A 17,396-nucleotide genomic window follows, 5' to 3' on the forward strand; every position below is an offset into this window, starting at 1 on the left:
ATAATAGACAAAGAGCAAGCTGTCAAGAACTTATAGTTATTTTAGTAAAAAGGAGCAGAAAATTTTTATTTTCTACTCCTTTTCTATAGGATTTATACTTCTTTTTCAGAAGTTTTAACTTCAGCTTTTTTGGCAGACTTAATTTGAATCTTGCCCTTGCTGGTCATAACTGCCTTGAGGTCTTTTTCGCTTGGATTTTCAAGGTAGTAGTCAGTGATTGCGTCCTCAATATAGTCTTGAATAGTACGACGAAGTGGGCGTGCTCCCATTTTTGGATCATAACCGAGGTCAACTAATTTTTCCTTGACCTTGTCCGTTACATCTAAATGAATGTTGTTGCTAGAGAGGCGTTTGTTAACATCTGCCAGCATGAGCTCGACAATCTGAAGGAGATTATCCTTGCTGAGAGCCTTAAATTCGATAATACCATCAAAACGGTTCATAAACTCTGGACTAAAGAAGTTACCGAGTTCACCAAGAACAGAATTGGTCCTTCCTTCTCTAGCAGCTCCAAAACCAACGCTGGCTTCGGCTTTTCCAGTCCCAGCATTTGAAGTCATAATGATGATGGTGTCCTTGAAGCTAACGGTGCGTCCTTGCCCATCGGTCAAACGGCCATCGTCCAAGACCTGGAGGAACATGTGCATAACATCTGGATGGGCTTTCTCTACTTCATCCAAGAGAATAAGAGAGTAGGGATTGCGGCGGACTTTTTCAGTTAATTGCCCAGCCTCGTCATAGCCGACATAACCTGGAGGGGCACCGACTAATTTAGCCACACTGTGTTTTTCCATGTATTCACTCATATCGAAGCGAATCATACTGTCAGCAGAACCAAAGAGTTCGATAGCTAGTTGTTTGGAAAGTTCTGTCTTACCGACACCAGTTGGTCCGACAAAGAGGAAGCTTCCAATTGGACGGTTAGGCGTACCGAGACCGACACGATTACGGCGAATAGCTTTTGCAATCTTATCGACAGCATCGTCTTGTCCAATAACATGAGATTTGAGGTCTTCTGCTAGATGGATAAGTTGAGATTGTTCTTTCTCTTTCAAATCGCCAACAGGGATATTGGTTTTCTGCTCGATAATGTGCTCAATGGTTTTCTCACTGATGATAGGAGTCTCTTGGTCTGTGACCTTTTTCTTTTGCATTTCCTTATATTTAGCAATCTGATCACGGAAGTAGGCAGCCTTTTCAAAATCTTCCTCTCGTGTAGCCTGAGATTTGAGATTTTCAGCCTCAATCAAGCGTTGATCAATGACTTTAGGATCTACAAAATTCAAGGTCAAGTTCATTTTAGAACCAGCTTCATCTAGGAGGTCAATGGCCTTGTCAGGCAAGAAGCGATCTTGGATGTAGCGATTGGAAAGAGTTGCAGCTGCTTCAATTGCAGCATCAGTATACTGAACGTGGTGGTAGTCTTCGTATTTCTTTTGAATGCCTTTGAGGATAGTAATTGTTTCCTCCACTGTTGGTTCATCCACCTTAACAGGTTGCATACGACGTTCTAGGGCCGCATCTTTTTCAATGATACGGTATTCATTGAGGGTGGTAGCACCGACCAGTTGCAGTTCGCCACGAGCAAGAGCTGGTTTGAGGATGTTTCCTGCATCCATATTGCCATCGCCCGCAGAACCAGCACCGACAATTTCATGGATTTCATCGATAAAGAGGATGATATCCTCACGTTTGCGAATTTCTTCCATGAGTTTTTGCATGCGTTCTTCAAATTGTCCACGAATACCCGTTCCTTGAACTAGGCTAACCACATCCAGACGGATGACTTGTTTGCCTTGTAGTTTATGGGGAACATCGCCATCAACGATCTTCTGAGCTAGCCCTTCGACAACGGCCGTTTTTCCGACACCTGGTTCACCGATAAGGACAGGATTATTCTTGGTTCTACGATTGAGAATTTCGATGACACGGATAATTTCATCGTCGCGCCCAATAACGGGGTCAATATCCCCACGACGGGCAATCTCAGTTACGTTGATACCAAATTCTTCCAGCAGGCCTTTTTCTTGGCTAGGTGGCGGAGTTTGAGCAGATCCACGATTTTGAGAACCATAACCGCCATTTCCACCGTAACCTCCACCTGATTGGGTTGGAGGAGTCGGTGGAGTGTTGTTAGAAGGTCTAAAATTGTTTAAGTCATTGAAGAAATCACCAAAAGGATCAAAGTCACGATTGTTCAGATCTGTCATACCTTTAAAGAGGCTATTGTTAGGATCTGTTTTGATAATCTTATAGCAGTTTTGACAGAGGTCAATTTGCTTTTGTTTTCCATTGAGATTGGTATAAAGATGAATTGTTGAGTCGTTGATTTTACAGTTTTGACAAAGCATACATCTACCTCATTTCTTTCTTTAGCCTGCCCTGTTTAATGGTCAAAAATAGTCAAAATTCTATACTCTCATTATAACAGGATTAGGGTGTAAAGCAAGTAAAAAGATTGTAGCTTTGAGAAGTTGTTACAATGAAAATCTTCGTGGATTTGAGCTATAAAAAAATCCTATTTGTGAGACAAAAAGGATTTTGGTTAGACATGCAGGGGCAATCCCGGCTTGTTTTATATTAGTAAAGGAGTTCGTAAATCTCCATTGCAATCAAGTCAATGCTGTCAAACGTATAAGTTTCGCGAGCCTCGACATCACGAAGGGTAAAGATTGAACCGTTTTCTTCGTCGTGGCTGTATGCGACTTCTGCAACAACAACTCCTTCGCGTTCAAAATTACGTTTTAAATTTCCGCCGTCTTTTGCCATTGCTTCAAGGCGGTTGATGATTCTAACCAAATGTGATTCCATTTTGATTCTCCTTCATTTCTTATCGTTACTATTTTACCATAAAGGAGGCCAACTTGACTAGAAAAAACTAAGATTTCTCGCTAATTCCACCAGCTTAAAGACTTTTTTGAATAAATCGGATAAAAAGTTTGAATTTTAATTCAATACATGTTATAATCATACAGTATTCTATTTTAGAAAGCAGTGTGACTATGAATTTTTCTTTTTTACCTAAGTATTTACCTTATTTTAACTATGGGGCTGTCGTGACGGTTCTCATTTCTATCTGTGTTGTCTTTTTGGGGACTATTTTGGGTGTTGTCTTGGCTTTTGGGCAACGTTCAAAGTTTAAACCGCTTGTTTGGCTGGCCAACTTGTACGTTTGGATTTTCCGTGGAACACCGATGATGGTTCAGATTATGATTGCCTTTGCTCTAATGCATATCAATGCTCCGACTATTCAGGTTGGAATTTTAGGTGTTGACCTTTCTCGTCTGATTCCAGGGATTTTGATTATTTCTATGAACAGTGGTGCTTATGTTTCTGAGACTGTTCGTGCCGGAATTAATGCGGTTCCAAAAGGTCAGTTAGAGGCGGCCTATTCTTTAGGGATTCGGCCTAAAAACGCTATGCGCTATGTAATTTTGCCACAAGCAATCAAAAATATCTTGCCAGCTTTGGGGAACGAATTTATCACTATTATTAAGGATAGTTCCCTCTTATCAGCTATTGGTGTCATGGAGTTGTGGAATGGGGCTACAACAGTTTCTACAACAACCTATCTACCTTTAACACCACTTTTATTTGCTGCATTTTACTACTTGATTATGACTTCTATTTTGACAGTGGCCTTGAAAGCTTTTGAAAAACGTATGGGACAAGGAGATAAGAAATAATGACGGAAACCTTGATAAAAATTGAAAATTTACATAAATCCTTTGGAAAGAATGAAGTATTGAAGGGCATCAACCTCGAGATTAAAAGAGGAGAAGTTGTCGTTATCATCGGTCCTTCAGGGAGCGGGAAATCTACCTTGCTTCGCTCTATGAATTTGTTGGAAGAAGCGACCAAGGGGAAGGTTATCTTTGAGGGAGTCGACATTACGGACAAGAAGAATGACCTCTTTGCCATGCGTGAGAAGATGGGCATGGTTTTTCAACAATTTAATCTCTTTCCTAATATGACTGTGATGGAAAATATCACCTTGTCTCCTATCAAGACCAAAGGTGAAAGCAAGGAAGTTGCTGAGAAGAGAGCTCAGGAACTTTTGGAAAAAGTTGGTTTACCAGATAAGGCAACTGCTTATCCACAGAGTTTGTCAGGAGGCCAACAACAGCGGATTGCCATTGCGCGTGGTTTGGCTATGGAACCTGATGTTTTGCTTTTTGACGTGCCAACTTCAGCCCTGGACCCTGAAATGGTAGGTGAGGTGTTGGCTGTTATGCAAGACTTAGCCAAGTCAGGAATGACCATGGTTATCGTAACTCATGAAATGGGATTTGCACGTGAGGTTGCAGATCGTGTCATCTTTATGGCAGACGGTGTGGTTGTTGAAGACGGAACACCTGAACAGATTTTTGAACAAACTCAAGAACAACGGACTAAAGATTTCTTGAGTAAGGTTTTATAATCTATTTTAAACTTTCAAGAGAAGATTAGTGAAAAGCTAGGCTCAATACCAGTCAAGTGGAACTTACTTTGAGAAGTTACCCCCCTTATTAATAACATCCATAAATTGGATATTAGGATTTTTAATATAAAGTAGTTTTGTGTTAAAATATAATTGTTCCATATGATTCTCTCTAATGATGGTTTGGTCGCTTTTCATTATGGGTCATATGGAACTTTTTTCTACAAGAAAATAGGTTTCATAGTATTTATAATAGATTTACCCACTACAAATAATATAGAGCATTTTTATGTGGAAAACTCAAGGAAATCATCGCTTTTTTCATAAAGAAATGCTATAATGAAGGGTATGAAATATCACGATTATATCTGGGATTTAGGTGGAACTTTACTGGATAATTACGAAACTTCAACAGCTGCCTTTGTTGAAACATTGGCATTGTATGGCATCAAACAAGACCATGACAGTGTCTACCAAGCTTTAAAGGTTTCTACTGATTTTGCGATTGAGATATTCGCTCCCAACTTAGAGAATTTTTTAGAAAAGTACAAGGAAAATGAAGCCAGAGAGCTAGAACATCCGATTTTATTTGATGGAGTTTCTGGTTTATTGGAAGACATTTCAAATCAAGATGGCCGTCATTTTTTGGTTTCTCATCGAAATAATCAGGTCTTGGAAATTTTAGAAAAAACCTCTATAGCAGCTTATTTTACAGAAGTGGTGACTTCTAACTCAGGCTTTAAGAGAAAACCAGATCCTGAGTCCATGATTTATTTAAGAGAAAAGTATCAAATTAGTTCAGGACTTGTCATTGGTGATCGACCGATTGATATCGAAGCAGGTCAAGCTGCAGGATTGGATACTCACTTGTTTACCAGTATCGTGAATTTAAGACAAGTATTAGATATGTAAGAAAAAGGAAAAAGATGACAGAAGAAATTAAAAATCTGCAGGCACAGGATTATGATGCCAGTCAAATTCAAGTTTTAGAGGGCTTAGAGGCTGTTCGTATGCGTCCAGGGATGTATATCGGATCGACCTCAAAAGAAGGTCTTCACCATCTAGTCTGGGAAATTGTTGATAACTCAATTGATGAAGCCTTGGCAGGATTTGCTAGCCATATTCAAGTCTTTATTGAGCCCGATGATTCGATTACAGTTGTTGATGATGGGCGTGGTATCCCAGTCGATATTCAGGAAAAAACAGGTCGACCTGCCGTTGAGACTGTCTTTACTGTTCTTCACGCTGGAGGAAAGTTTGGCGGTGGCGGATATAAGGTCTCAGGTGGTCTTCACGGAGTGGGGTCCTCAGTTGTTAACGCCCTTTCAACTCAGTTAGACGTTCATGTCCACAAAAACGGTAAGATTCATTATCAAGAATACCGTCGTGGTCATGTTGTTGCTGATCTTGAGGTGGTTGGAGATACGGATAAAACTGGAACAACAGTTCACTTCACACCGGATCCAGAAATCTTTACAGAAACAACAACCTTTGATTTTGATAAATTAAATAAACGGATTCAAGAGTTAGCCTTTTTAAATCGTGGTCTTCAAATCTCCATCACAGATAAGCGTGAGGGGTTAGAACAAACTAAGCATTACCATTATGAGGGTGGGATTGCTAGTTACGTTGAATATATCAATGAGAATAAGGATGTGATTTTTGATACACCAATCTACACAGATGGTGAGATGGATGATATTACGGTTGAAGTAGCCATGCAGTACACAACGGGTTACCATGAAAATGTCATGAGTTTCGCAAACAATATTCATACTCATGAAGGTGGAACGCATGAACAAGGTTTCCGTACGGCCTTGACACGTGTTATCAACGATTATGCTCGTAAGAATAAACTGCTTAAAGACAATGAAGACAACTTGACAGGGGAAGATGTCCGTGAAGGATTGACTGCAGTTATCTCAGTTAAACACCCAAATCCACAGTTTGAAGGACAAACCAAGACCAAACTGGGAAATAGCGAAGTGGTCAAGATTACTAATCGTCTCTTCAGCGATGCCTTCTCTGATTTTCTCATGGAGAATCCACAGATTGCTAAGCGAATCGTGGAAAAAGGGATTTTAGCTGCTAAGGCTCGAGTCGCTGCCAAGCGTGCGCGTGAAGTCACTCGTAAAAAATCTGGTTTGGAAATTTCCAACCTTCCAGGTAAACTAGCAGACTGTTCTTCTAACAATCCTGCTGAAACGGAACTTTTCATCGTCGAAGGAGACTCAGCTGGTGGATCAGCCAAATCTGGTCGTAACCGTGAGTTCCAGGCTATCCTTCCAATTCGCGGTAAGATTTTGAACGTTGAAAAGGCAAGTATGGATAAGATTCTTGCTAATGAAGAAATTAGAAGTCTTTTTACAGCGATGGGAACAGGATTTGGCGCAGAATTTGATGTTTCAAAAGCTCGTTACCAAAAACTCGTTTTGATGACCGATGCCGATGTCGATGGAGCCCACATTCGTACCCTTCTTTTAACTTTGATTTATCGTTATATGAAACCAATCCTAGAAGCTGGTTATGTTTATATTGCCCAACCTCCAATCTATGGTGTTAAGGTTGGAAGTGAGATTAAAGAATACATCCAGCCAGGAGCAGATCAAGAAATCAAACTCCAAGAAGCCTTGGCCCGTTATAGTGAAGGTCGCACCAAACCGACTATTCAGCGTTATAAAGGTCTTGGTGAAATGGACGACCACCAATTGTGGGAAACAACCATGGATCCAGAACACCGCTTGATGGCTAGAGTTTCTGTGGATGATGCTGCAGAAGCAGATAAAATCTTTGATATGTTGATGGGGGATCGAGTAGAGCCTCGTCGTGAGTTTATCGAAGAAAATGCCGTCTATAGTACACTTGATGTCTAAAAAATCGGGAGAAGTAGTTCCCTTGGTCTAAAAAATATGATATAATCATTACGATTGTTTCAAGTAAAAAAGGAGTTTAATATGTCGGGTACACTAGTAATTTATCTTGCAATTGCAGTTGCAATTTTCTTAGTAATTGCCTATGCTATCGCAATCTACGTACGAAAACGCAATGAAAGTAAATTAGCAATTTTAGAAGAGAAAAAAGAAGAGCTGTACAATCTTCCAGTAAACGATGAAGTTGAAGCAGTAAAAAATATGCACTTGATTGGACAAAGTCAGGTGACTTTCCGCGAATGGAATCAAAAATGGGTTGACCTATCTCTTAACTCTTTTGCCGATATCGAAAATAATCTTTTTGAGGCAGAAGGCTATAACAACTCATTCCGTTTTTTCAAGGCCAGTCATCAAATTGACCAAATCGAGAGTCAAATTACCTTGATTGAAGAAGATATTGCGGCAATTCGCAATGCTTTGGCAGATTTGGAGAAACAAGAGTCTAAAAATAGTGGACGTGTTCTTCATACCTTGGACTTGTTTGAAGAGTTGCAACACCGAGTGGCTGATCATTCTGAAGAATATGGCCAAGGTTTATCTGAAATTGAGAAACAATTGGAAAATATCCAATCAGAGTTTTCTCAGTTTGTTACTTTGAACACTTCAGGTGACCCAGTAGAAGCTGCTGTGATTTTGGATAATGCCGAAAATCATATCTTAGCCTTGAGTCACATTGTTGACCGTCTGCCAGCAATTGTAAAAACATTATCTAAAGAGTTACCTGATCAATTGGAAGATTTGGAAGACGGTTACCGTAAGCTTTTAGATGCTAACTATCATTTTGCTGAAACGGATATTGAATCTCGCTTCCAATTGCTTTATGAAGCTTTGAAGAAAAACCACGAAAATATTGCACAATTAGAGTTGGATAATGCTGAGTATGAAAATACTCAAGTTCAAGAAGAAATCAATGCACTCTATGATATCTTTACACGAGAAATCGCTGCTCAAAAAGTAGTAGAAGGATTAGTTGCAACCCTTCCTACATATCTGAAACACATGAAAGATAGTAATGCTGTTTTAGTGGAAGATATTCAACGATTGAGTAATAATTACCTATTATCTGAAACGGATGTTAGTCATGTTCACAGATTACAAGCTGAGTTAGAATCTTTGGAAGAATCAGTATTGGAATTAACTTCTGAACAAGAGGAACATTCTGAGCCTTATTCATTGCTTGAAGAACGTTTAGAAAACTTACAAGCGACTTTGAAGGAAATTGAAGATGAACAAGTTGCAGTTAGTCAACGTCTTGCTCAGATTGAAAAAGATGATATCAATGCTCGCCAGAAGGCAAATGTTTATGTTAATCGTCTTCACACAATTAAGAGATATATGGAAAAACGCAATCTTCCAGGTATTCCTCAGAGTTTCTTACAGTTGTTCTTCACAGCAAGTAATCATACAGAGGAGTTGATGGCTGAACTTGAAGAAGCCCAGGTCAATATCGAAGCTGTGAACCGTATGCTTGAAATTACAACCAATGATATGGAAGCACTTGAAGAAGAAACATATAATATTGTTCAATATGCAACATTGACAGAACAATTGCTACAGTATTCGAACCGTTACCGCTCATTTGATGAACGAATTCAAGAAGCCTTTAATGAATCATTAGAAATTTTTGAAAAAGAATTTGATTATCATGCTTCATTTGATAAGATTTCGCAAGCTTTGGAAGTTGCAGAACCAGGTGTAACCAACCGTTTTGTCACTTCATACGAAAAAACACGTGAGACGATTCGTTTCTAACATAATAAAAGCCTCTGTAATATTTGTAGTGGGTAAATCCCCTATAGATATTATGGAGTCTATTTTTTTGTTCAAAACGAGTGATAGTACTTATTTCTCATTGAAATTATAGCCTGAATTTGATATGATATCTCTATGGATAAAAGTAGAGCAAAACGTGTTGAGCACGATAAAAAGAGAATCGGTTTAATAGCCCTAGTAGCTATCTTTTCGGTAAGTATTTGCGTCCTTGGTTCAATGATTGGATACAAAGTATATACAAAGCAAAGTTTTGAACAAAGGATTGAATCTCTCAAAAAAGAGAAAGATGATCAATTAAGTGAGGGAAATCAGAAAGATCATTTTCGTAAGGGACAAGCAGAAGTAATTGCATATTATCCTCTCCAAGGGGAGCAAGTGATTTCATCTGTAAAAGAAATCATGACACAGGATATTAAGGAAAATCTGGAAGACAAGGAAAATCTGGTTTTTTATTATACGGAGAAACAGGATTCGACTTTAAAAGGGATTGTCAACCGAAGTGTGATGAAACAAGTCTATGATTTAACTTCTTCAAAAGTTGAAGAGACTGAAAAAACTAGTCTAGCGAAAGTGCATTTGACAGAAGACGGTAAACCTTTTACCCTTGATCAACTATTTTCAGATGCTAGTAAGGCCAAAGAGAAACTGATAAAAGAACTGACTTCTTTTTTACAGGATAAGAAATTGGAGCAAGAAAAGATTGATCAAGTTGTTAAAGGTTTCTCTGACCAAGACTTGTCTGCATGGAATTTTGATTACAAGGATAGTCAGATTATCCTTTATCCAAGTCAGTCAGTTGAAAATCTAGACGAGATTGCCTTGCCAGTATCTAGTTTCTTTGAAGTTATTCAGTCCTCTTATTTATTAGATAAGGATGCAGAGCTATATAAGGCTTATTATGAAAAGAAAAATCGTAAAGTAGTGGCCCTGACTTTTGATGATGGACCAAATCCTGCAACGACAAATCAAGCATTAGATACTCTTTCCAAGTATGGTATCAAGGCAACTTTCTTTGTGCTAGGTAAGAATGTTTCTGGAAATGAAGAGATTTTGAAACGCATGAAATCGGATGGACATGTCATTGGAAACCATAGTTGGAGTCATCCAGTGCTTTCAAAACTTTCCCTTGATGAAGCTAAAAAACAAATTACTGATACTGAGGATGCGCTAACTAAGGTGCTGGGTTCTAGTTCTAAACTTATGCGTCCACCTTATGGGGCTATTACAGATGACATTCGCAATAGTCTCGATTTGAGCTTTATTATGTGGGATGTAGATAGTCTGGACTGGAAGAGTAAAAATGAAGCATCTATTTTGACAGAAATTCAGCGTGAAGTCAAGAATGGTTCTATTATTCTCATGCATGATATCCATGTTGAGACAGTGAATGCTTTACCCAAGGTCATTGACTATTTGAAAGGTCAGGGTTATGACTTTGTGACAATTCCAGATTTGTTAGACTCTCGTCTTAAAGCTCATCAGATCTATTACGACCGCAATCAATAATACAAAAAATCTAAAGAGATAAGTTTTCCTTGAAAATTTGGCTCTTTGGATTTTCTTCTAATTTAGAAAGGAAAAAAATGAAATCTTATACTTTAAATAATGGCGTTACAATTCCAGTTCTAGGATTTGGAACCTGGAAAGCTGAAAATGGAGAAATTGCCTACCAAGCAGTTTTGAAGGCTTTAAAGGCAGGCTATCAGCATATCGATACGGCTGCCATCTATAAAAACGAAGAAAGCGTTGGTCGTGCTATTCAAGATAGTGGGATTCCTAGGGAGGAAATTTTTGTAACAAGTAAACTTTGGAATACAAATCACAATTATGAGCAAGCTCGCCAGGCTTTTGAAGAGTCTTTAGCTCAGCTGGGTTTGGATTATTTGGATCTGTATTTGATTCATTGGCCGAACCCAAAGCCTCTCAGAGAGAATGACCAATGGAAAATTCGAAATGCGGAAGTTTGGAGAGCTATGGAAGATCTCTATAATGAAGGTAAAATCCGTGCTATCGGAGTTAGTAATTTCCTTCCCAAGCATTTGGATGCCTTGCTTGAAACAGCAAAAATTGTTCCTGCAGTTAATCAAATCCGCTTGGCGCCAGGAGTGTATCAAGAGGAAGTTGTAACTTATTGTCGAGAAAAAGGAATTTTATTGGAAGCTTGGGGCCCTTTTGGTCAGGGAGAATTATTTGATAGCAAGCAAGTGCAAGAAATAGCTGAAAATCACGGAAAGTCTGTTGCACAGATAGCCTTGGCATGGAGCTTAGCAGAAGGATTTTTACCACTTCCAAAATCTGTCACAGCATCTCGTATTCAGGCTAATCTTGATTGCTTTGCAATTGAACTGAGTCATGAGGAGCGAGAAACCTTAAAAACGATAGCTGTCCAGTCGGGTGCTCCACGAGTTGATGATATGGATTTCTAGAAAATTATAAAAAGAATTGTACATTCTTCTGATTTTTGATATAATAGTCAGCAGGAAAGAAAGTCTTATGGCGTTCTTCAAGCGAGCTTGGGATAGTGGGAGCCAAGTAGAGCAAAATAAAGTGCTGGCGCTTTCTGTAGTATTTTCAAAAACAATGAAGTAATAAATTAGGGTGGAACCGCGTTTCTGACGCCCCTAGTCGCAAGGCTTGGGTGTTGAAATTCGGTTCTTTTTGAATTTGAACCTGAGTCTTCTTTCAAGAAAATCAGTCTTTGATTTTCTATCTAGTCCTACTGCTTTAGGTCTGTTTAAGCTAGAAGCAGTATTAACTCGTCTTGTCTAGTAACATCGGCTAGGCAGACTCGTGTCGCAAGTAATTTATATAAAAAGGAGTAAACAATGTCTAAGAAATTAACATTTCAAGAAATTATTTTGACTTTGCAACAATTTTGGAATGACCAAGGTTGTATGCTTATGCAGGCTTATGATAATGAAAAAGGTGCGGGAACAATGAGTCCTTACACTTTCCTTCGTGCTATCGGACCTGAGCCATGGAATGCAGCGTATGTAGAGCCATCACGTCGTCCTGCTGACGGTCGTTACGGAGAAAATCCTAACCGTCTTTACCAACACCACCAATTCCAAGTGGTTATGAAGCCATCTCCATCAAACATCCAAGAACTTTACCTTGAGTCTTTGGAAAAATTGGGAATCAATCCTTTGGAACACGATATTCGTTTCGTTGAGGACAACTGGGAAAACCCATCAACTGGTTCAGCTGGTCTTGGTTGGGAAGTTTGGCTTGATGGGATGGAAATTACTCAGTTCACTTACTTCCAACAAGTAGGTGGATTGGCAACTGGCCCTGTGACGGCGGAAGTTACTTATGGTTTGGAACGTTTGGCCTCTTACATCCAAGAGGTTGACTCTGTTTACGATATTGAGTGGGCTGATGGTGTAAAATACGGAGAAATCTTCATCCAGCCTGAGTACGAGCATTCAAAATATTCATTTGAAATTTCTGATCAAGAAATGTTGCTTGAAAACTTTGATAAGTTTGAAAAAGAAGCTGGTCGTGCCTTGGAAGAAGGATTGGTGCACCCTGCCTATGATTATGTTCTCAAATGTTCACATACCTTTAACCTGCTTGATGCGCGTGGTGCCGTATCTGTAACAGAGCGCGCAGGCTATATCGCTCGTATTCGTAACCTAGCCCGTGTCGTAGCCAAAACCTTTGTCGCAGAACGCAAACGCCTAGGCTACCCACTTTTGGATGAAGAAACACGAGCTAAACTCTTAGCAGAAGACGCAGAATAAAGAGAGTGACAAATTACGAAAATGGGCGAACAGAGTGAGCCCTGAACCAGTGGCCGCAGTGATGAAGGTATCCTTAGTGAAGCTAAGGATACTAGGCAAAATTGGAGACTTTTGGCTCCAATTTTAGCAATGAAACAACGAAGTTGGTTGCTTACGTGCCAATCACATAAGGCAAACTGGAAAATAAAAAGATATTTTTCGGAGAAAAAACATGACAAAAAACTTATTAGTAGAACTCGGTCTTGAAGAATTACCAGCCTATGTTGTCACACCAAGTGAAAAACAACTGGGCGAAAAAATGGCAGCCTTCCTCAAGGAAAACCGTCTGTCTTTTGAAGCTATTCAAACCTTCTCAACACCACGTCGTTTGGCTGTTCGTGTGACTGGTCTTGCAAACAAACAGTCTGATTTGACAGAAGATTTCAAGGGTCCAGCAAAGAAAATTGCCTTGGATAGTGATGGAAACTTCACCAAAGCAGCCCAAGGATTTGTCCGTGGAAAAGGCTTGACTGTCGAAGATATCGAATTCCGTGAAATCAAGGGTGAAGAATATGTCTATGTTACCAAGGAAGAAGTGGGCCAACCAGTTGAGAACATTGTTCCAGGTGTAGTAGACGTCTTGAAGTCATTGACTTTCCCTGTCAGCATGCACTGGGCTAACAACACTTTTGAGTATATCCGCCCTGTACACACTTTGACAGTTCTCTTGGACGAGCAAGAGTTTGATTTGGATTTCCTTGATATCAAGGGAGATCGTGTCAGCCGTGGTCATCGTTTCTTGGGACAAGAAACTAAGATTCAGTCAGCATTAAGCTATGAAGAAGATCTTCGTAAGCAGTTTGTAATCGCAGATCCACGTGAACGTGAGCAAATGATTGTTGACCAAATCAAAGCAATCGAAGCTGAGCATGGTGTACATATCGAAATTGATGCTGATTTGCTTAATGAAGTCTTGAACTTGGTTGAATATCCAACTGACTTTATGGGAAGTTTTGATGCCAAATACCTTGAAGTTCCAGAAGAAGTTTTGGTGACTTCAATGAAAGAACACCAACGTTACTTTGTTGTTCGTGATCAAGACGGTAAACTCTTGCCAAACTTCATTTCTGTTCGTAACGGAAACGCAGAGTATTTGGAAAATGTCATTAAAGGAAATGAAAAAGTCTTGGTAGCCCGTTTGGAAGACGGAGAATTCTTCTGGCGTGAAGATCAAAAATTGGTCATTTCAGACCTTGTTGAAAAATTAAACAATGTGACTTTCCATGAGAAAATTGGTTCCCTTCGTGAACACATGATTCGTACTGGGCAGATTGCTATTCTCTTGGCAGAAAAAGCAGGCTTGTCAGCGGATGAAACGATTGACTTAGCCCGTGCAGCAGCCATTTACAAGTTTGACTTGTTGACAGGTATGGTTGGTGAGTTTGACGAACTCCAAGGAATTATGGGTGAGAAATATGCCCTTCTTGCTGGTGAAACTCCAGCGGTGGCAGCTGCTATTCGTGAACACTACATGCCTACTTCAGCTGAAGGAGAACTTCCAGAGAGCAAGGTCGGCGCAGTGCTTGCTATTGCAGACAAATTGGATACGATTTTGAGCTTCTTCTCAGTAGGTTTGATTCCATCAGGTTCTAATGACCCTTATGCCCTTCGTCGTGCGACCCAAGGTGTGGTTCGTATCTTGGATGCCTTTGGTTGGCACATTGCTATGGATGAGCTGATTGATAGCCTTTATGATCTAACATTTGACAGCTTGACTTATGAAAATAAAGCAGAAGTTATGGACTTTATCAAGGCTCGTGTTGATAAGATGATGGGGTCTACTCCAAAAGATATCAAGGAAGCTGTTCTTGCAGGATCAAACTTTGTCGTGGCGGATATGTTGGAAGCAGCAAGTGCTCTCGTAGAAGCAAGTAAGGAAGAAGACTTTAAACCATCTGTTGAATCACTTTCTCGTGCCTTTAACTTGGCTGAGAAAGCAGAAGGTGTTGCTACAGTTGATTCGTCACTATTTGAAAATGATCAAGAAAAAGCCTTGGCTGAAGCAGTAGATACACTTGTGTTATCAGGTACTGCAAGTCAGCAATTGAAACAGCTCTTTGCTCTTAGCCCAGTTATTGATGCTTTCTTTGAGAATACTATGGTTATGGCTGAAGACGAGGCAGTCCGTCAAAATCGTTTGGCAATCTTGTCGCAATTAACTCAAAAAGCATCCAAACTTGCTCGTTTTAGCCAAATTAACACTAAATAAAATGTGATAAACGGACTTTATCTTATCACAAAGGAGAAGAAATGGATCCGAAAAAAATTGCTCGTATCAACGAGCTAGCTAAAAAGAAAAAAGCAGAAGGCTTGACACCGGAAGAAAAAGTAGAACAAGCCAAACTACGTGAGGAGTATATCGAAGGTTATCGTCGCACTGTTCGTCACCACATTGAAGGAATTAAAATCGTGGACGAAGAAGGAAACGATGTTACACCAGAAAAACTACGCCAAGTACAACGTGAAAAAGGGTTACATGGCCGTAGTCTCGATGATCCAAACTCATAATAAATATTCTTTCTTTTAACAAAGATAGATAAAATAATAACCAAAAGACTAGCAGACAAAAACTGCTAGTCTTTTTTATCACGAAAAAAGGAACCAAGATGGTTCCTAAAAGTATTAGTTACTTGCGCCAGATGTAGCGTCTGCGCCACCACCGTGACCTCCAGCATCACCTGCATCAGAAGCTCCAGATGTGGCATCTGCTCCGCCATGTCCTCCAGCAGGAGCTGCAGCATTTCCACCGACTAAACGTTGACCAGTTGTATTGAGGTACCAGTCAAGCCATGGTTGGAAATTAAAGATAATCTCATTAATTCCAGCATATGAACCATCTGGATAGTACATTGCTTGGTAATTATGGGTATTAATAACACCTTCAGGTGTTCCCGGCACAATTGTACGGACATATTCTTGATCCCCGTTACGCAATACGCCGACAACCCATTCAACGTTTTTCATTCTAGAATCTGGCAATGTACCGTGTACTGTTCCTAATCTATTTCCTGATTGAGCACGTACACGTTTACCAAACATTGTATCTGGATCTTGGTGGGCGTTATTAAAGTACAAGAATTGATTATTATCATCTGCAAATGTCAATTCAAATGGCATTGCTTTCAAGAACATGTCAAGTTGGTTAACTGTCAAGATACCGTGGTCTAATTTAACGTAAGTATCTCCAGAAACAGCTCCAACAAGTTCAGCAGCTTTTTCTACCCATTCAGGATCATCTGGATCAACACCTTGAATGGTAGTTGCAATTGAATTTGTACAATATAAATCTTCTGGTTCAATTGGTTTTGGTTTTTTCAATTTTGAAACGACTCCCACATATTTTACAAAGTTGTCCAAGCATGTTTCAAGGAAATTAACAGTTCCTTCATTTGTGATATTCCCATTAATATCAAAAGCTTCTTTAGCTTTACCGAGAAGGAATTCATTTCCTGGAAGAGTGTAAGCATTGACACCTGGAGCGTCAAGAATCTTACGAAGGTGAACTTGGGCACGAGAAGTACCTTGGTCGTAGTAAGAAGCACCCACAATCATGACTGGCTTGTTTTCAAATGGATGAACTTCGTATGAAAGCCATTCAAGAACAGATTTTAGGGAAGCTGAGATTGTGTGGTTGTGCTCAGGTGTAGCAATGATAACACCATCGGCACGAGTAATTTTGTTATATAAATAACGTAATTGGAAACTTTCATCCCATTTTTCGTCTTGGTTAAACATTGGAACTTCATCAATTTCGAGGACTTCTAATTCAAATTTGAGTTTGAAGTGACGACGGATGAATTCCAAGAGCTTACGGTTATATGATTGATCGTAGTTTGATCCTACAAGTCCAACAAATTTCATTCTTTTTGGTCTCCTATCTTACAAATTTTCCCAGTCAAAGTCTTCAGCATCTTTGCGCAGTAATTCTTGTGCATTGCGCAATTTTTCTGTGATTTTTACAAAGATACGGTAGTCGTCAAAAGTAGCATCCAGTTTTTTGATAACATCAAGATCTACTAGGTCTCCACTTGGGTTGAAGGCTTGAAGAGAATGTGAAAGCAAGAATTCATCTGGAAGGACACTCGCTTTAATTTCTGGAGCATTCAAGATTTGGCGAAGTTGTAATTGGGCACGTGATGAACCAAGTGTACCGTAAGAAGCACCCGTAATCATGATTGGTTTGTTCAACAGTGGGTAAATACCGTAAGACAACCAAGCAAGAGCGCTCATCAAAACAGCTGGGATAGAGTGGTCATACTCAGGAGTACCGATAATAACGCCATCTGCCTCTTCAATTTTAGCAGCAATTTCTAGAATTTCAACAGGTACTTGCTTGTCAGCTGGTTTGTTAAAGACAGGAATGTCTTTAATTTCAACAAGTTCAATTTCAGCTTTTTCAGCAAAGTGTTTTTGCATGTATTGAAGCAATTGGCGGTTTGTAGAACGTTTTGAATTTGTTCCAACAATAGCAATAAGTTTTAACATGAGATT

14 protein-coding genes are annotated in these 17,396 nt (G+C 39.6%); 10 read left to right on the top strand and 4 right to left on the bottom strand.

Annotated elements, in window-relative coordinates:
• Positions 1-92 precede the first annotated feature (92 nt).
• Both B7697_RS07585 and B7697_RS07590 read right to left on the bottom strand, forming a co-directional pair.
• On the bottom strand, positions 93-2,351 hold the full coding sequence (locus B7697_RS07585) for an ATP-dependent Clp protease ATP-binding subunit (protein WP_084951100.1): 2,259 nt from the start codon (positions 2,349-2,351) through the stop codon (positions 93-95).
• A 229-nt stretch (positions 2,352-2,580) separates the two neighbouring features.
• Positions 2,581-2,811: a DUF1797 family protein gene (locus B7697_RS07590; RefSeq protein WP_000443570.1), complete on the bottom strand. Its 231-nt coding sequence runs from the start codon at positions 2,809-2,811 to the stop codon at positions 2,581-2,583.
• Between the two features lie 191 nt (positions 2,812-3,002).
• Here B7697_RS07590 and B7697_RS07595 point away from each other — a divergent pair, with 191 nt between their 5' ends.
• The 10 genes from B7697_RS07595 (at position 3,003) to B7697_RS07640 (ending at position 15,413) form a co-directional block, all read left to right on the top strand.
• Positions 3,003-3,686, top strand: a complete 684-nt coding sequence (locus B7697_RS07595) for an amino acid ABC transporter permease (RefSeq protein ID WP_001011642.1) — start codon at positions 3,003-3,005, stop codon at positions 3,684-3,686.
• The gene (locus B7697_RS07600; RefSeq protein WP_084951102.1) at positions 3,686-4,420 is read left to right on the top strand and encodes an amino acid ABC transporter ATP-binding protein; all 735 of its coding nucleotides are present in this window, start codon (positions 3,686-3,688) and stop codon (positions 4,418-4,420) included. The genes B7697_RS07595 and B7697_RS07600 overlap by 1 nt, the downstream gene beginning before the upstream one ends.
• 348 nt (positions 4,421-4,768) lie before the next feature.
• On the top strand, positions 4,769-5,332 hold the full coding sequence (locus tag B7697_RS07605; protein WP_064276973.1) for an HAD family hydrolase: 564 nt from the start codon (positions 4,769-4,771) through the stop codon (positions 5,330-5,332).
• Between the two features lie 14 nt (positions 5,333-5,346).
• The gene (gyrB, locus tag B7697_RS07610; protein WP_000134041.1) at positions 5,347-7,293 is read left to right on the top strand and encodes a DNA topoisomerase (ATP-hydrolyzing) subunit B; all 1,947 of its coding nucleotides are present in this window, start codon (positions 5,347-5,349) and stop codon (positions 7,291-7,293) included.
• 81 nt (positions 7,294-7,374) lie between these two features.
• Positions 7,375-9,102 carry a septation ring formation regulator EzrA gene (gene ezrA / locus B7697_RS07615; protein ID WP_084951105.1) on the top strand — a complete coding sequence of 576 codons (1,728 nt, stop codon included), beginning with the start codon at positions 7,375-7,377 and terminating at the stop codon, positions 9,100-9,102.
• Positions 9,103-9,237: 135 nt separating this feature from the next.
• Positions 9,238-10,629 (top strand): peptidoglycan-N-acetylglucosamine deacetylase PgdA, encoded by a 1,392-nt coding sequence (gene pgdA / locus B7697_RS07620; protein WP_084951107.1) that lies wholly within the window; start codon positions 9,238-9,240, stop codon positions 10,627-10,629.
• 77 nt (positions 10,630-10,706) lie between these two features.
• Complete coding sequence (locus B7697_RS07625) at positions 10,707-11,549, top strand: aldo/keto reductase (RefSeq protein WP_084951110.1); 843 nt, start codon at positions 10,707-10,709, stop codon at positions 11,547-11,549.
• A gap of 399 nt (positions 11,550-11,948) precedes the next feature.
• Positions 11,949-12,866, top strand: a complete 918-nt coding sequence (glyQ, locus tag B7697_RS07630) for a glycine--tRNA ligase subunit alpha (RefSeq protein ID WP_000038736.1) — start codon at positions 11,949-11,951, stop codon at positions 12,864-12,866.
• A 211-nt stretch (positions 12,867-13,077) separates the two neighbouring features.
• Positions 13,078-15,114 carry a glycine--tRNA ligase subunit beta gene (gene glyS, locus B7697_RS07635; RefSeq protein ID WP_084951113.1) on the top strand — a complete coding sequence of 679 codons (2,037 nt, stop codon included), beginning with the start codon at positions 13,078-13,080 and terminating at the stop codon, positions 15,112-15,114.
• A 41-nt stretch (positions 15,115-15,155) separates the two neighbouring features.
• Complete coding sequence (locus B7697_RS07640) at positions 15,156-15,413, top strand: DUF896 family protein (RefSeq protein ID WP_000371284.1); 258 nt, start codon at positions 15,156-15,158, stop codon at positions 15,411-15,413.
• A 114-nt stretch (positions 15,414-15,527) separates the two neighbouring features.
• Here B7697_RS07640 and B7697_RS07645 read toward each other — a convergent pair whose 3' ends face one another.
• Both B7697_RS07645 and B7697_RS07650 read right to left on the bottom strand, forming a co-directional pair.
• Complete coding sequence (locus B7697_RS07645; RefSeq protein WP_084951116.1) at positions 15,528-16,766, bottom strand: NAD(P)H-dependent oxidoreductase; 1,239 nt, start codon at positions 16,764-16,766, stop codon at positions 15,528-15,530.
• A gap of 18 nt (positions 16,767-16,784) precedes the next feature.
• Positions 16,785-17,390, bottom strand: coding sequence for an NADPH-dependent FMN reductase (locus tag B7697_RS07650; RefSeq protein WP_000915954.1), 606 nt, complete (start codon positions 17,388-17,390; stop codon positions 16,785-16,787).
• Between the last annotated feature and the right edge of the window lie 6 nt (positions 17,391-17,396).

Origin of the sequence: Streptococcus mitis (assembly GCF_002096895.1) — a bacterium.
Classification (GTDB): domain Bacteria; phylum Bacillota; class Bacilli; order Lactobacillales; family Streptococcaceae; genus Streptococcus; species Streptococcus mitis_AH.

Coding starts and splice junctions, on each gene's coding strand:
- ezrA (WP_084951105.1), top strand. CDS start 7,375: ATGTCGGGTACACTAGTAATTTATCTTGCAATTGCAGTTGCAATTTTC.
- glyS (WP_084951113.1), top strand. CDS start 13,078: ATGACAAAAAACTTATTAGTAGAACTCGGTCTTGAAGAATTACCAGCC.
- glyQ (WP_000038736.1), top strand. CDS start 11,949: ATGTCTAAGAAATTAACATTTCAAGAAATTATTTTGACTTTGCAACAA.
- B7697_RS07585 (WP_084951100.1), bottom strand. CDS start 2,351: ATGCTTTGTCAAAACTGTAAAATCAACGACTCAACAATTCATCTTTAT.
- pgdA (WP_084951107.1), top strand. CDS start 9,238: ATGGATAAAAGTAGAGCAAAACGTGTTGAGCACGATAAAAAGAGAATC.
- gyrB (WP_000134041.1), top strand. CDS start 5,347: ATGACAGAAGAAATTAAAAATCTGCAGGCACAGGATTATGATGCCAGT.
- B7697_RS07640 (WP_000371284.1), top strand. CDS start 15,156: ATGGATCCGAAAAAAATTGCTCGTATCAACGAGCTAGCTAAAAAGAAA.
- B7697_RS07645 (WP_084951116.1), bottom strand. CDS start 16,766: ATGAAATTTGTTGGACTTGTAGGATCAAACTACGATCAATCATATAAC.
- B7697_RS07600 (WP_084951102.1), top strand. CDS start 3,686: ATGACGGAAACCTTGATAAAAATTGAAAATTTACATAAATCCTTTGGA.
- B7697_RS07625 (WP_084951110.1), top strand. CDS start 10,707: ATGAAATCTTATACTTTAAATAATGGCGTTACAATTCCAGTTCTAGGA.
- B7697_RS07650 (WP_000915954.1), bottom strand. CDS start 17,390: ATGTTAAAACTTATTGCTATTGTTGGAACAAATTCAAAACGTTCTACA.
- B7697_RS07590 (WP_000443570.1), bottom strand. CDS start 2,811: ATGGAATCACATTTGGTTAGAATCATCAACCGCCTTGAAGCAATGGCA.
- B7697_RS07595 (WP_001011642.1), top strand. CDS start 3,003: ATGAATTTTTCTTTTTTACCTAAGTATTTACCTTATTTTAACTATGGG.
- B7697_RS07605 (WP_064276973.1), top strand. CDS start 4,769: ATGAAATATCACGATTATATCTGGGATTTAGGTGGAACTTTACTGGAT.